Source organism: Streptomyces sp. CBMA29 (assembly GCF_014596445.1).
Lineage (GTDB): Bacteria > Actinomycetota > Actinomycetes > Streptomycetales > Streptomycetaceae > Actinacidiphila.
This window is the reverse complement of sequence record NZ_MECL01000225.1, coordinates 1-15,430: the sequence shown is the minus strand read 5'-3', so window position 1 is coordinate 15,430 and position 15,430 is coordinate 1. Positions and strand designations below refer to the sequence as shown.

Genomic DNA, 15,430 nt, shown 5'->3' with positions numbered 1-15,430 from the left:
GACGACGTTGGCGCCGTCCACGACGAGCAGGGGCGCGGCCGGTGCGCTCGTCACCGGCCGCCCGCCAGGTGCGGGAAGCGGAATTCGGTGCGGCTGCGGAAGACCTCGTCGGGGCGCAGTTCCGTCGAGGGGTACTCGGGGTGGTTCGGCGAGTCCGGCAGGTGCTGGGTCTCCAGGCACACCGCGTCGTGCGCGTGGTACGACCGCCCGTCGGGGCCGGTCAGCGAACCGTCGAGCTTGTTGGCCGTGTAGACCTGGATGGCCGGCTGCGTGGTGCGCACCTCCATCACCCGGCCGCTGCCGGGGTCGGCGAGGACGGCGGCGACCCGCGGCTCGCCCGTACCGCCGGAGGGGCCGCGCAGCACGAAGCAGTGGTCGTACCCTCCGGCCGTCTTGATCTGCGGGTCGGCGTCCCGGACGCCGTCGCCGATGGGGCGCGGCTCAGTGAGGTCGAACGGCGTCCCCTCCACGGCCTGTTCCGGCCCCCACGGGATGGACTCGGGCGTGGCGGGCAGGAAGCGGTCGGCGTCGACGTACAGGGTGTGGCGCAGGACGTCGCCTCCCGCGATCCGCGACGCGGCTTCGGCGCCGTCCCCCGTCTGCGACCCGCCCAGGTTGAAGTACGCGTGGTTGGTCAGGTTGACCACTGTCGGCCGGTCGCTGCGCGCCTCGAAGTCCAGCGACAGCGTCCCTTCGTCGTCGAGCGCGTACGTCACCGTGACGTCCATCGCGCCGGGGAAGCCCATGTCGCCGTCCGGGCTGTGCAGCGTCAGCCGCAGCGCGCCGGGCAGCGGCTCCGCGCGCCAGACGCGGCTGTCGAAGCCCTCGGGGCCGCCGTGCAGATTGTGCCCGCCGTCGTTGTCCGGGAGCCGGTAGTGGCGGCCGTTGAGCGTGAAGCGGGCTTCGCTGATCCGGTTGGCGTAACGGCCGACGAGCGCGCCGAAGTACGGGGTGTCGGAGGCGTACGCCGCCAGGTCGGGCAGCGACAGCACCACGTTGGCGGGGCGGCCCGTCGGGTCGGGCACGTGCAGCGCGTGCAGGACGCCGCCGTAGGTGAGGATCTCGGCGCTCACCCCGGCGGCCGAGCTGAGCCGCCAGCGTTCCACTCGCCACCCGTCGGGAGTGGTGCCGAAGGGTTCGCTGAGCGGGGTGGGACGGGGCATCGGCAGTCCTCGTAAAGGGGGTCGGGGCGACGGATGCCGGACGCGGCGGGCGTCCGACGGCGGGAAGTCGGCGGGAAGACGGCGGGGGAGGGCGGGAAGGCAACGGGAAGACCGGCCGGGGAGTCCGGCCTGGGGCGCGACCACGGGCGAGCACCGGTGGCCGACCCCCGAGGGACAACGCTACGCGGCGCGTTCACCCCGCTCTGGGCGCGGTGGACTCCCTGGTGACCAGCGTGTATCCGGGCGTGATCCGCTCCGCCCTGATCTGCGGCGTACCGGTCAGCCGCGCCACGACCCGCTCCACGGCGAGCCGGGCGATGGCCTGTTTGTCCGGGGACACCGTGGTGAGCGCGATCGTCGAGAAGCGGCCCTCCTCGACGTCGTCGAAGCCGACCACCGACACGTCCTGCGGCACCCGCAGCCCGCGCTCGACCAGGGCCCGCATCGCGCCGAGCGCCATCAGGTCGTTGTACGCGAACACGGCGTCGGGGCGGGTGCCGCGGTCCAGCAGCGCGTTCATCGCGGCGGCTCCGTCCCAGCGGCCGTAGCCGTCGGTGGCGGCCACCAGCGAGTCGTCGTCCGGCAGCCCGGCCGCCGCCAACTCCTCGCGCCAGCCGCGCAGTCGCAGGTGCGCCGGTTGCCTGGCGCTCTCCCTGCGGGCTCCGAGGAACGCGATCCGCCGGTGCCCGAGGCCGGTCAGGTGCCGTACGGCGGTACGGGCCGCCGCCACGTTGTCGATGGCGATCTGGTCGTACGGCGCGTCGTACTCGCGCTCGCCGAGCAGCACCAGCGGCGCGTCGTCCATGCGGCCCAGCAGGTCCGCGGCCTCCAGCTCGATCGGGCTGAGGATCAGGCCGTCGATGACATGGGCCCTGAAGCCCTGCGAGACCAGAACCTCCTTCTCGCGCTGGCCCGCGGTGTGGTCGAGCAGCACCGTGTAGTCGTGCCGGGCGGCGGCGTCGATGACGGCGCCGGCCAATTCCGCGAAGTACGGGTTGCCGAGTTCGGGGACGGCCAGCGCGATGATGCCGGTGCGGCCCTTCCGGAGATGGCGGGCCGTCAGATTCGGCCGGTAGCCCAGCTCGTCGATGGCCCGCTGCACGCGCTCCCGCATCCCCGGCGTGACATGCGGGTAGTTGTTCACCACATTCGACACGGTCTTGACGGACACGCCCGCCAGTCGCGCGACGTCCTTCAGGCTGGCGCCCACGGTGTTCCTTCCCTCGGCCGACCTCGTGCGACCTCGTGCGAGGCGCGGCGGTTCCGGCCTCAGTGTGCTGGAGCCGGTCCCGCGGATCGCGGACGGCCCCTCCCGGCCCGGTCAGGTGCCCCGGCGGGCGGCCGACAGATAGCGCTGGGCGACGACGACCACGATCAGGAAGCCGCCGCTGACCACCGACTGGTAGGAGGAGTTGAGCGAACCGATCTGGTTGATCAGATTCTGGATCACACCGAGCAGCAGCACGCCCCACAGCGTGCCCGACACCGAACCCGCGCCACCGACCAGCAGCGTGCCGCCGATCACCACCGCCGAGATCGCGTCCAGCTCCATGCCGACACCGATGATGGTCACACCCGACGACAGCCGGGCCGCGTTCAACGCGCCCGCAAGGCCCGCGAGCAGCCCGCTGAGCGTGTAGACCAGCACCTTCGTACGGGCCACCGGCAGCCCCATCAGCAGCGCCGCGTCACCGCTGCCGCCGACGGCGAACAGCGCCTGGCCGAACGAGGTGCGCTGGAGCACGAGACCGCCGACCCCGAACAGGGCCAGCGCGATCAGCACCGGGTAGCCGAAGCCCCACACCGCGCCGCCGCCCAGCTCCTGGAAGGCCGAGCCGCGCGGTACGAGATACGTGGTGGCGCCCTCGTGGGTGAGCGCGAGCAGCAGCCCGCGCGCGCCGAGCAGCGAGGCCAGCGTCACGATGAACGGCGCCATCCCGGCCCGCGCGACCAGCAGCCCGTTGAAGGTGCCGATCGCGCCGCACACCACGAGCGGCACCAGCAGCGCGGGCAGGAATCCGTACTGCGAGGCCCACGCTGCCAGCACACCGCCGAGCGCGAAGACCGAGCCGACCGACAGGTCGATGCCGCCGGTGACGATCACCATCGTCATGCCGAGCGCGACGATCGACAGGAACGACGCCTGGATGGTGATGCCGCGCGTGTTGTCGAGCGTGGCGAAGGAGTCGAAGACGAAGGACGAGATCAGGCAGAGCAGGACGAGGACGGCCAGGACGCCCTGGCGCTGGAGGAGTTCGGCGGCGCGCTGCCGCCCCGACGGGCGGGATTCCGCGCTCACCGGCAGCGGCGCGTCACCCGCCACGGCGAGCGCGGGAGCGGGGGCGGCTGTTTTCACGAGGGCTTTCATCGGGATCGACGCTCCCGGGCGACGTAGACGGCGACGAGGATGATGCCCGCCTGGACCATCTGGGCGGTGGAGTCGTGCAGATTGTGGGTGACGAGCGTGGCGTGCAGGAGCTGCATCAGCAGCGCGCCGAACACCGTGCCGAGGACCCGTACCGAGCCGCCGGTCAGCGGGGTGCCGCCGACCACGACCGCGGTGATGGCCGACAGCTCCATCAGATTGCCCAGCGAGGACGGGTCGCTGGCGGTCAGCCGCGCGGTGGCGAGCACACCCGCGAGCGAGGCCAGCACACCGCACAGCACGTACACACCGATCAGCACCCGCTTGACGGGCAGTCCGGCGAGCCTGGCCGCGGCGCGGTTGCCGCCGATGGCGACCAACTGGCGTCCGAAGGTGGTGCGTTGCACCAGGAAGGCGACCAGCAGCGCGAGCACGCCGGCGATCAGGACGACGATCGGGACGCCGAGCACGCTGTTCGTGCCGAGGTCCAGCAGATTCTGGTTCTCGATCTGCTTGAGTTTCCCGTCGGCGATGACCAGGGCCAGGCCCCGGCCGCCGACGAAGAGCGCCAGGGTGGCCACGATGGGTTGCAGCCCGACCAGCGACACCAGTGAGCCGTTGATCAGGCCGACGAGCACACCGGCGAGCAGCGCCACCGACAGCGCGGGCAGCAGGCCGTATCCGAGGTAGAGCGGCAGTACGGAACTGGCCAGCGCCATCGTGGAGCCCACCGACAGGTCGACGCCCTCGGTGCCGATCACCAGCGCCATGCCCAGCGCCACGATGACGACGGGGGAGACCTGGACGAGCTGCGTGCGCAGATTGTCCGTCGTCATGAAGTGGTCGGTGAAGACGCCGTTGAAGACCAGCAGGGCGGCGACCGCGGCGTACACGCCGTACCGCTGGAGCCAGTCCGCGATCCGCGGCCGGTCCAGGCCGCGCGGGAGTGAGTACGGGGCCGAGGTCATCGCGGGTCCTCCTTCGCGGTGGCGGAGCCGGGTTCCCTCGCGGACTCGGACTCGGGCGCGGGCTCGGGGCCGGGCTCCGCGTCGGCGGGTGTGGTCTTCGCGTCGCCGTCCGCGGGCTCCGGGCCGGTGGCCCGCGCGGCGGCGCTGTCGTCGTCCCCGGTCTCCGCCAGTACGGCGAGCAACGCGCTCTCCTCGACGTCGTCGCCGGTCAGCTCACCGGCCACCGCTCCGGCGCGCAGCACCACGATGCGGTCGGCGCCCTCGACCAGTTCCTCGATGTCGGAGGAGATCAGCAGGACGGCCAGGCCCTCTCCCGCGAGGTCGTCGATCAGCGACTGCACCTCGGCCTTGGCGCCGACGTCGATGCCGCGGGTGGGCTCGTCCAGCAGCAGCACCTTGGGCTCCAGGCAGAGCCAGCGGGCCAGCAGCACCTTCTGCTGGTTGCCGCCGGACAGCTCGCCGACCTTCTGCTCGGGGCTCGCGGCCTTGATCCGCAGCCGCTTCATGAAGATGTCGACGATCCGGTCCTGCCGCTGCCGGGACACGATCCCGGCGCGGGACAGCCGGGGCATCGCGGCCAGCACGATGTTCTCCCGGACCGAGAGGCCGGGCACGATGCCCTCGGCCTTGCGGTCCTCGGGCAGCAGGCTGATCCCGGCCCTGATCGCGGCGGACGGGGTGAGGCGGCGCACGGTGTGCCCGCCGACGGTGACCTCGCCGCTGTCCAGCGACAGTGCCCCGGACAGGGCCTTGGCGGTCTCGCTGCGCCCCGATCCCAACAGGCCGCCGAGGCCGAGCACTTCGCCGGGCCGCAGGTCGAGGCCGATGTCGTGCAGCAGGTGACGGCGGGTCAGTCCCTGCGCCGTGAGCACCGGTTGGCGCTCGGCGGTGTGTCCCTCGCCGAAGCTGGTGGCGCCGTGCCTGCGGACCTCGGCGATCTCCCGGCCGAGCATCAGCGAGACCAGCCGCACCCGGTCGGTGTCGGCCAGGTCGCCGCTGTGCACGAGCCGGCCGTCGCGCAGGACGGTGACGCGGTCGCAGATCCGGTACAGCTCGTCCATCCGGTGGCTGACGTACAGGATCGAGATGCCGCGCTCGTGCAGCTCACGGATCACCCGGAACAGCGTCTCGACCTCGCGCGGTTCGAGCGACGAGGTGGGCTCGTCCATGACGACCACCCGGGCCTGCACGGAGACGGCGCGGGCGAGCGCGACCATCTGCTGGGTGCCGATGCCCAGGGTGTGCAGCGGGCGGCGCGGGTCGGCGGTGATGCCGAAGCCGCCGAGGAGTTCCGCGGTCTCGCGGTGCATCCGGGGGAAGTCGATCAGGCCGAAGCGGTTCTTCGGCTCCCGGCCCAGGAAGATGTTGCGGGCCACGCTCATCAGCGGGACCAGGTTCACCTCCTGGTAGATGGTCGAGATCCCGGCCCGCTGCGCCTCGTGCGGGTGGTGGAAGGCGATCGGCTCGCCCGCCAGCCGCAGTTCGCCGTCGTCGGGCCGGTAGACCCCGGTGAGCAGCTTGATCAGCGTCGACTTGCCCGCGCCGTTCTCTCCGACCAGCGCGTGGATCTCGCCCTCGCGCAGGGTGAAGGAGACGTCGTCGAGCGCCACCACGCCGGGGAAGCGTTTGCTGACGCGGACGGCCTCCAGCACGGCCCCGGCCGCCGGTGGCGGGCTCGGCGGACCGGGCGGCGCGGACTGGGCCGCGGCGGCTTCGGGTGGTGCCATGGTCGTGGCCTTCCGGGGTCGCGGGGAAGCGGGACTCTTCTACGGGCTGACGGGCTGACGGGCTGACGGGCTGACGGGGCTGGCTGGCTGACGGGGCTGGTTGGCTGACGGGGCTGGGCGGGCTGGCAGGCGGCTGGCCGGTGGACGTACGGGCTCCAGGCGCCCACCGGCTCGACAGTCCGGCGGACGGGTCCGCCGATGGTGCGGCGTACGGCGGGGAGGCACCCCGCCGTACGCCTGTCCGAGGGGTGGCGCGGGGGGAGCCGCGCCACCGATCCCTCCTGACCCAGGGTCAGAACGCCCCGCCGACCGACGCCTTGGCGTTGGACTCGTCGTAGGCGCGGTCCGAGATGATGACGTCCTCCGGGATCGCCTCGCCGCTGTAGAACTTCTGCGCGGTGGCGAAGGCCAGCGGGCCGAAGCGCGGGTTGGACTCGATCACCGCGTTGTACGTGCCGTTGACGATCGCCTGCACGGCGTTGCGGGTGCCGTCGACCGAGACGACCTTGACGTCCTTGCCCGGGTTCTTGCCCGCGCTCTTGAGCGCGGTGACCGCGCCGAGGCCCATCTCGTCGTTCTCCGCGTAGACCGCGGTGATGCCCGGCTTGGACTGGATGAGCTGCTCCATGACCTGCTGGCCCTTGTCACGGGTGAAGTCACCGGTCTGCTGGGCGACGACCTTCAGGCCGGGCGCCTTGGCGGCGATCTCGTCCACGAAGCCCTTGGTGCGGTCGGTGGTCACGTTGTTGCCCGAGGAGCCGAGCAGGATCGCGACCTGGCCCTTGCCGCCGGTGGCCTTGATCATGGCGTCCGCCGCGCGCTTGCCCTGCTCGACGAAGTCCGAGCCGAGGAAGGTGACGTAGTCCTTGCAGGACGTGGCGTTGATCTTCCGGTCGATGGTGATCACCGGCACGTGCTTGGCGGCTGCGGCCTTCAGTGCCGGGTCCAGACCGTCGGAGTTGAGCGGCGCGACGATCAGGAGCTGCGCTCCCTGCGCGAGCATGTCCTGGATGTCGCTGATCTGCTTGGGGAGTTGGGACTGCGCGTCGGTGGTCAGCAGCTTCTTCACGCCGAGCTTGGCGGCCTCGTCCTTGATGGACTGGGTCTCGGCGATACGGAACGGGTTGTCCTCCTTCTCCGACTGGGAGAAGCCCACCACCGCGTTCTTCAGGTCGAGCTTGGGGGCGCCGTACGCCGTCAGGGTGCAGCCCGCGCCGGACGCCGTCGGGTCCGTGGTGACCTGCTGCTGCGCCGCCTGGTCCGAGCCGGAGGGGGAGGCGCCCTTGTCACTGGACTCCGACTTGGAGCAGCCGGTGGCGGCCAGCCCTGCGGTGGCCAGCAGCAGACAGGTGGCGGCCAGTGCGCGGGTTCTGTGGTTCGTCATGCTCACGACACTCCTTGGTCGCGACGGCAGCGGCCGTCGAGTCGTACGTGGGTCCGGCTCCGTGCCGGGGCGGGTGCGCTTCCGGGGTCCGGTCCGGGCTCCCCGAGGAGGCGGTATGACGTGCGGAGATGGCGGCGCTCCGGGGGTGGGAACGCCCGTTCCCTCCCTCGGCTTTACAACGTTATATACGCGCGGCGGCACCTCGACAACCCGTCGTTCCCGATGTTTCCAAAATGCTTCCCACCGCTGTGATCGGTGCTCAGGCAACAACCCCGACAGGGCGGTACGACTTCTGTCGCTGCTCTGGACATGCCCATCCCTGCGTGCTGTCATTCCGGGTGGCACCGCCGTTTCCAACGTTGGAAGGACCGTCGCAGCCAGGGTTCGCGCCCCCGCAGCGCCCCACCTGAAGCCACCAGGAGCCACCCCCCATGCCCCTGAACCGTCGTCAGTTCGCACTCACCGCGCTCGCCGCCGGCACCGCAGGGCTCCAACTGCGGTTCGCGGGCGGCGCCCAGGCCGCCCCCACACCGGCCGCGGCCCGCGTCGCACCCGCCCGCGGCGGGCTCTACGCGCCGAACGCCGCGCCGCTGGCCCCCACCGCCTTTCTGCGGCTGCCGCCCGGCGCCGTCACCGCGCGCGGCTGGCTCGACGGCCAACTGCGCCTCCAACTCGCCGGTCTGTGCGGCCGGTACGCCGACATCTCGCACTTCCTCGCCATGGACAACAGCGGCTGGGCGCACCCCGACCGCGCCGGCTGGGAAGAAGTGCCGTACTGGCTGCGCGGCTATGTCGACCTCGCCGTGCTCACCCAGGACGCCACCGCGCTGGCCGCCGTACGCCGCTGGATCGACGCCATCGTGGCCACCCGGCAGTCCGACGGCTTCTTCGGCCCGACGGCCCTGCGCACCTCGCTCGGCGGCGGCCCCGACTTCTGGCCGTTCCTGCCGCTGACCTGGGCACTGCGCAACTGGCAGGAGTACAGCGGGGACACCAGGATCATCCCGCTGCTGTCCGCCTTCTTCCGCTACATGAACGCCCAGGGCCCCGGCGCCTTCAACCAGAGCTGGGTGTCGGTGCGTTGGGGCGACGGCCTGGACAGCGTCTTCTGGCTCTACAACCGCACCGGCGAGAGCTATCTGCTCGACCTCGCCGACAAGATCCACGCGGGCGGCGCCAACTGGGTCAACAACCTCCCGTCACTGCACAACGTCAACATCGCCCAGGGCTTCAGGGAACCGGCGCAGTACGCGCTCCGCTCGCCGTCCAACGCCCTCACCCAGGCCGCGTACCAGAACTACACCGCGGTGATGTCCTCCTACGGCCAGTTCCCCGGCGGCGGCTTCGCCGGTGACGAGAACGCCAGGCCCGGCTTCGGCGACCCCCGGCAGGGCTTCGAGACCTGCGGCATCGTGGAGTTCATGGCCAGCCACCAGCTGCTGGCCCGGATCACCGGCGACCCGCTGTGGGCCGACCGCTGCGAGGACCTCGCCTTCAACTCACTGCCCGCCGCCCTCGACCCGGCGGGCAAGGGCGTGCACTACATCACCAGCGCCAACAGCGTCGATCTGAACAACACCCCCAAGACGCAAGGGCAGTTCCAGAACGGCTTCGCCATGCAGTCCTTCCAGCCGGGCGTCGACCAGTACCGCTGCTGCCCGCACAACTACGGCATGGGCTGGCCGTACTTCACCGAGGAGCTGTGGCTCGCCACCCCCGACAACGGCCTGGCCGCCGCGATGTACGCACCGAGCAGCGTCACGGCCAAGGTCGCCGACGGCACCTCGGTCACCATCACCGAGACGACCGACTACCCGTTCGCGGACACGGTCACGCTCAAGATCACCGCACCGCGCGCGCTGGCCTTCCCGCTGTACCTGCGGGTCCCCGGCTGGTGCTCCGCCCCGCGCGTCACTGTCAACGGCCAAGCGGTCAGCGCTCCTTCGGGACCCGCCTTCACCAAGATCAGCCGCACCTGGAACAACGGGGACACCGTCACCGTCCAGCTCCCGCAGCAGACCACCGTCCGCACCTGGTCCGCCAACCACGGCGCCGTCTCCGTCGACCACGGGCCGCTCACGTACGCGCTGAACATCGGTGAGAACTACGTGCAGTACGCGGGCAACGCCGAGTTCCCCGCGTACGAGGTGCACGCCACCACGCCCTGGAACTACGGGCTCGCGCTCGACTCCGGGTCCCCGGCCTTCACCAATTCGGGCGGCTCGCTGGCAGCCAACCCCTTCACGCACGACGGCACCCCGGTACGGATCACCGTGCCCGCCCGCCGTATCGCGGAGTGGAAGGCGGACGGACAGCAGGTCGTCAACCCGCTCCAGACCAGCCCGGCGCGCAGCGCCGCGGCCGTCGAGACCGTCACGCTGATCCCGATGGGCGCCGCCCGGCTGCGGATCTCCGCCTTCCCCACCGCCACCCCCAACGGCGCCCCGTGGACACCGGCGGGCGACTACCTGAGGATCTGGAACAAGAACTCGAACAAGGTCATGGGCGTCGACCTGATGTCGACCGCGAACAGCGCCCATGTCGTGCAGTTCGACGACAACGGGACCGCCGACCACCTGTGGCAGCTCGTCGACAACGGCGACGGCTGGTACCGCATCCGCAACCTCAACTCGGGCAAGATGCTGGGCGTCGACCTGATGTCGACCGCGAACAGCGCCCAGGTGGTGCAGTTCGACGACAACGGCACGGCCGACCACCTGTGGCAGCTCGTGGCCAACGGTGACGGCTGGTACCGCATCCGCAACAAGAATTCGGGAAAGGTGCTCGGCGTCGATCTGATGTCGACGGCCAACAGCGCGCCGGTCGTGCAGTACGACGACAACGGCACCGCCGACCACCTGTGGCAACTGCGCTGAGCCCCCGGCTCCCCCCACCCTTGCTCCGCTCTCCTTCCCCCCACCCCTGAGGACGGACCCCAGTGACCCCCGACGACTCCCCGACCCCGCACTCCCGCCCCGGGCGCCGCGAACTCCTGCGCTGGAGTGGCGCGTTGACCGCCGCCGCGGCCACCGGCGGCTGGCTCGCCACCACGCCCGCACAAGCCGCCACCGCCAACGCCCTCACCGCGAAGGCCGCTGCGGGCGCGGCCCCGCACGCCGCGCCTGCCGCCCAGGCGGCCTCCACCTTCAGCCCGCTGCGCCCGCCCGCCGTACCGCTGGCCGTCCGCTCGCCGTACCTGTCGACCTGGCTGCCCGCCGACAACCTCGCGGGAACCTGGCCCGCCTTCTGGACCGGCCACGTCACCGCGCTCTGCGGTCTCGCCCGGATCGACGGCGCCGCGTACGTCTTCCTCGGCAACCCCGCGCTGCCCGGCGGCCCCGCGCTCACCACCATGCAGCAGGTGTCGCTGCAACTCACCGCCACCCGCTCGATCTACCAGCTCAGCGGCGGCGGTGTGACGCTCACCGTCACCTTCTTCTCACCCGTCGACGTCGGCAGTCTCCAGCGCCAGTGCGTACCGCTCAGCTACGTCACCGTGCGGGCCGCAAGCAACGACGGCCGCTCCCATACCGTGGACGTCCACCTCGACGCCTCCGGCGAGTGGGTGCACAACAACGTGGCCACGCCCATCACCTGGGACCGTACGACCACCGGCCGGATGACCGTGCTCAGCGCGGAACCCGCCACCCCCGGCGTCCTTCAGGAGAGCGGCGACCAGGCGTCCTGGGGACGGCTCGTGCTGGCCACCGCCACCGGCGGCGGTGTGACGTATCAGGTCGGCCAGGACACCGTGGTGCGCGCCGCCTCGGCGGGCACCGGGCGGCTCGACGGCTCGGTGGACACCGCCAAGCCGCGCGCGATCAACGACCGATGGCCGGTGCTCGGCCTCAACCGGGACCTCGGCACCGTCAACTCCGGTACGCCGTCCGCGGAGTTCACCGTCGTCCTCGGTCATGTCCGCACCCCCGCCGTCACCCACCTCGGCGCACAGCTCCAACCCTGGTGGACGCACTACTGGAGCTCCTGGACCGCCATGGTGGACTGGTTCGACGCCGACCGCGGCGCCGCGCTGACCGCCGCGACCGCCCTCGACCAGAAGATCCACGACGACGCGGTCACCGCGGCCGGCGGCGGCAGCACCGGCGACCACTACGCCGCCGTCTGCGCCCTCGCGCTGCGCCAGGCCGTCGCGGGCACCGAACTGGTCGACCGGGGCGGCAGCCCCTGGGCGTTCCTGAAGGAGATCTCCTCCAACGGCGACATGTCCACCGTCGACGTGATCTACCCCGCCTTCCCCGCCTACCTCTACCTCTCCCCGGCCTACCTGCGGCTGGTGCTCGAACCGCTCTTCGACTACGTCGAACACGGCGGCTGGTCCAAGGACTTCGCACCGCACGACCTCGGCACCTATCCCAACGCCTTCGGCCGCGCCGACGGCAACGAGGAGAGCATGCCGGTCGAGGAGTCCGCGAACATGCTCATCATGGTCGCGGCGATCGTCCAGCGGCTGCCCGTCGCTGACGGTGCGTCATACGCCGCCGCCCACTACGCGGTGCTGCGCCGCTGGGCCGAGTACCTGGTCGCCAACACCCTCGACCCCGGCTTCCAGAACCAGACCGACGACTTCACCGGCTTCATCGCGCACAGCGCCAACCTCGCGCTCAAGGGCATGGTCGGCATCGGCGCGATGGGCGTCATCGCCGCCGCCACCGGCAACACCGCGGACGCCGCCCGCTACCGCTCGGTCTCCCGCGGCTACCTCAGCCAGTGGACCACCCTCGCCCAGGACTCCTCGGGCACCCATCTCAAACTGGCCTACGACCAGGACGGCACCTGGAGCCTGAAGTACAACGGCTTCCCCGACCGGCTGCTCGGCCTCGACCTGGTCCCGGTCGGCTTCGCCGAGCAGGAGGCCAACTGGTACGCGTCCCACGCCGGCGCCAACGGCATCGAACTCGACCCGCGCAACGACTACACCAAGGCCGACTGGGAACTGTGGACGGCGGCCTGGCTCGCCGACCGCCCGGCCGTCCGCGACCTGCTCGTCAACGGCGTCTACACCTACGCCAACACCACCGGCCAGCGGGTCCCGTTCAGCGACTGGTACACCGTGGCCAGCGCCGCCCAACGCGGCTTCCAGGCCCGCCCGGTGGTGGGCGGCGCGCTGGCCATGCTCCTCACACCGGCCGCGTCCACCGTGGTGTGGTGCCGCATCCAGAACCGCAACTCCAGCAAGGTGCTCGCCGTCTCCGGCGCGTCCCGCACCGACATGGCCGAGGTCACGCAGTACGCCGACAACGGGACGTCCGACCACGTGTGGACGCTGGTCGACAACGGCGACGGCGCCGTACGGATCATCAACCGCAACAGCGGCAAAGCGCTCGCCGTCCACAACCAGAGCCTGGACGACGGCGCCCACGTCCAGCAGTACCAGGACAACGGAACGCCCGACCACCTGTGGCGGATTGTGGACAACGGCGACGGCTGGAAGAAGATCGTCAACGTCCGCTCGGGCAAGGTCCTCGCGGTCGACGGAATGTCGCAGGCCGACGCCGCCCAGGTCACCCAGTGGACCGACAACGGCAGCGCCGACCACCTGTGGCGGATGATCTGAGCGCCGTCGGCCGACCGCTCAGCAGGGATCCCGCCACGCGTCCAGCGAAAGGTGCTTCACCATCGAACTGAGCCCCAACTTCTTTGACTGAGAGCAGAACTGACCGGTCCTCTGCTTGTACTCGACGTGGAAGACCGGCTTGTCCGCCGCGATGAACGGCGACATCCGAGCGCACTCGTCGTACTGCGCGCACTCCTCGTTGACCGCGAAGTCGAAGTACCGCACGAGCGTGGCCACCTGGTCGACGTCGTTCTTCAGACCGACGGCCAGCCCACGCTCGTGCGCCAGATCGGCGATCATCCGGTTGTACGTGATCTGCTGAGCGGCCGTCAGCGGAAAGCCGGTGGTGTTCGCGTAGCCGTCCATCAGGTCGGGCTCCACCGCGTCGAAGCCCTTCTCGCGGCACATGTCGAAGCGGGCGGCCATCAGCGGGCGCAGTACGTCCACCCGGCGGATGTCCAGCCAGCGTTCGCCGTCCCAGCCGTCGCCCTCGCCGCGCACCGACGCGGGGAAGCTCTTGGCGTCGGGCCGGAAGGACTCCCACGCCCCGACGTTGATGTAGCAGATCACCTTGCGCCCGGCCGCGTGCAGCCTCCTGACCACGTCGGCGCCGTTCTCGAAGCCGTCGATGTCGTAGACCGGTACGTCCACCGAGGTGTCGACCGTGCCGCTGAGCTGCCACTGCCAGGCAGTGCGGGCGCGCGGACGCCAGTACGCGGGCGCGGCCCGCCCGGTCGCCGCGTGTGTGGGCGTACTACCGGCCGGGGCGCGCGTCGGGCCGGTCGTGGCGGGGCTCGGCGTGGCGGGGCTCGGCGTGGCGTCCTTCGTGGGCCCGGACGCGGTCGCCGAGGGCCTGCTGCCCGCCGTGCTCCCGTCGTCCGCACCTCCGCCTCCGCCACCGCCACCGCCACCGGCCCCGCCTCCGTCGCCCGACGACGAGCAGGCCGCCAGCACGAGCAGCAGGGCGGCGGTCACCGTGCGCACGGTGAGATTCAGCGCCGCACGGCGGCCGGTCATACGTTTCCTCCGATCGCGACGGGCGCGGTCCGCCACGGATTGGGCGGCAGACCGGGGACCGCGCAGCGCACGGCCGCACCGCGCAGCGCCGCCAGCCGGGCCGCCCGCCCCGCGAGACCGTCGGGCACCCCGTACACCAGATGGCAGAACCGGTCGGCCGGATGCCCGGCCGTCCAGCGCGGCACCTCCGCGCCCTGGTAGTCGTCCCAGGTCCCCTCGAAGGTCACGAGCAGGTCGCAGAGGCGGGCGTAGCCGGGATCGGGGTGCACCCCTGGATTGAACACCACCGTCCGCGCCCCGCAGAGCCGGGCCGTCCTGGCCAGCCACCGGTAGTACGGGATCCGCCGCGCGTCGGACGCCACCCGGTCGAAGAACACACCGTCGGCGGCGTACCAGGACCGGTGCCTGCGCAGGTCCCGGTAGACCGTGTGCGCCGGGCGGGCCGCGTAGTCGGTGTCGACATAGCCGAGCACCGGCGCCCCGGCCTCGCGCAGCCGCCGCGCGGCGTGCGTGTACACGGGGTCCGGCCGGTCGCCGGGACCGTCGGCGGCGTTGAGCACCACCCCGTACAGGGCCGGTGCCGCGTCCTCCAGGGCCCGCCACGCGGCCGGGTCCACCGCCGGGTGGACGTACAGCGGCACGAGCAGCGAGCCCGGACGGGGCGCGGGGGAGCCATGGCTCACGGTGAGATCCTGACCGGCTCGCCCGGCACCGCCGCCCACAGCGCGGTGAGCGCGTCCCGCAGCGTCCGCGTGGGCTGCCAGCCCAGCGCGTACGCCGCGAGCGTGATGTCCGCCTGGTGCCAGGACACCCCGGCCGAGCGCTCCGAGCCCCGCCCCGACTCCTCCAGACGGCCGGTGAAGCCGCTGACCGAGGCCAACTCCGCCGCCAGCGTGCGTACTTGGGTCGCCTCGCCCGAGCCGATGTTGACCACCGGCGGCAGCGAACCGGGCGCGGCCACCGCGAGGGCCACCGCGTCCGCCACGTCGTCCGCGGCGACGAAGTCGCGGTACGCGGCCAGACTGCCGGTGCGCACCACCCCTTCGCGCGGCGCCTCCCGGAAGGCCGCGGCCAGCCTGCCGGGCAGCCCCGCGGTCGGCGAGCCCGCGCCGACCGGGTTGAAGACCCGCAGCACCACCGCGTCGAGGCCCGAGCCGGTCACGGCGAGGGTGCCCGCGAGCTTGGCCGCCCCGTAGACGCCCTCAGGCCGGGCGGGCGCCGACTCCGCCAG

General features: G+C 71.8%; 11 protein-coding genes. 2 read left to right on the top strand and 9 right to left on the bottom strand.

What is annotated here, in order from left to right:
- Positions 1-50 precede the first annotated feature (50 nt).
- From BGM09_RS31585 to BGM09_RS31560, 6 genes are all read right to left on the bottom strand, one after another.
- The gene (locus BGM09_RS31585; protein ID WP_188285166.1) at positions 51-1,163 is read right to left on the bottom strand and encodes an aldose epimerase family protein; all 1,113 of its coding nucleotides are present in this window, start codon (positions 1,161-1,163) and stop codon (positions 51-53) included.
- Positions 1,164-1,356: 193 nt separating this feature from the next.
- Positions 1,357-2,373 carry a LacI family DNA-binding transcriptional regulator gene (locus tag BGM09_RS31580; protein ID WP_188285165.1) on the bottom strand — a complete coding sequence of 339 codons (1,017 nt, stop codon included), beginning with the start codon at positions 2,371-2,373 and terminating at the stop codon, positions 1,357-1,359.
- A 111-nt stretch (positions 2,374-2,484) separates the two neighbouring features.
- On the bottom strand, positions 2,485-3,531 hold the full coding sequence (locus BGM09_RS31575) for an ABC transporter permease (protein WP_188285164.1): 1,047 nt from the start codon (positions 3,529-3,531) through the stop codon (positions 2,485-2,487).
- Complete coding sequence (locus tag BGM09_RS31570) at positions 3,528-4,496, bottom strand: ABC transporter permease (protein ID WP_188285163.1); 969 nt, start codon at positions 4,494-4,496, stop codon at positions 3,528-3,530. Before BGM09_RS31570 ends, BGM09_RS31575 begins: the two co-directional genes overlap by 4 nt.
- Positions 4,493-6,223: an ATP-binding cassette domain-containing protein gene (locus BGM09_RS31565; protein WP_188285162.1), complete on the bottom strand. Its 1,731-nt coding sequence runs from the start codon at positions 6,221-6,223 to the stop codon at positions 4,493-4,495. Before BGM09_RS31565 ends, BGM09_RS31570 begins: the two co-directional genes overlap by 4 nt.
- A 292-nt stretch (positions 6,224-6,515) precedes the next feature.
- Positions 6,516-7,607, bottom strand: a complete 1,092-nt coding sequence (locus tag BGM09_RS31560; RefSeq protein ID WP_188285161.1) for an ABC transporter substrate-binding protein — start codon at positions 7,605-7,607, stop codon at positions 6,516-6,518.
- Between the two features lie 431 nt (positions 7,608-8,038).
- On the opposite strand from BGM09_RS31560, the gene BGM09_RS31555 reads away from it, so the two are divergent.
- Positions 8,039-10,483, top strand: a complete 2,445-nt coding sequence (locus tag BGM09_RS31555; protein ID WP_188285160.1) for an RICIN domain-containing protein — start codon at positions 8,039-8,041, stop codon at positions 10,481-10,483.
- Positions 10,484-10,545: 62 nt separating this feature from the next.
- The gene (locus BGM09_RS31550) at positions 10,546-13,182 is read left to right on the top strand and encodes a glutaminase domain-containing protein (RefSeq protein WP_317452971.1); all 2,637 of its coding nucleotides are present in this window, start codon (positions 10,546-10,548) and stop codon (positions 13,180-13,182) included.
- 18 nt (positions 13,183-13,200) lie between these two features.
- Here the strand turns inward: BGM09_RS31550 and BGM09_RS31545 are convergent, their stop codons facing one another.
- The 3 genes from BGM09_RS31545 to BGM09_RS31535 form a co-directional block, all read right to left on the bottom strand.
- Complete coding sequence (locus tag BGM09_RS31545) at positions 13,201-14,199, bottom strand: endo alpha-1,4 polygalactosaminidase (RefSeq protein ID WP_188285159.1); 999 nt, start codon at positions 14,197-14,199, stop codon at positions 13,201-13,203.
- Positions 14,196-14,882: a spherulation-specific family 4 protein gene (locus BGM09_RS31540; RefSeq protein WP_188285158.1), complete on the bottom strand. Its 687-nt coding sequence runs from the start codon at positions 14,880-14,882 to the stop codon at positions 14,196-14,198. The genes BGM09_RS31545 and BGM09_RS31540 overlap by 4 nt, the downstream gene beginning before the upstream one ends.
- Positions 14,879-15,430, bottom strand: a 552-nt coding sequence (locus tag BGM09_RS31535; RefSeq protein ID WP_188285157.1) for an NAD-dependent epimerase/dehydratase family protein, incomplete at its 5' end; no start/stop codon positions are given. The genes BGM09_RS31535 and BGM09_RS31540, both read right to left, overlap by 4 nt.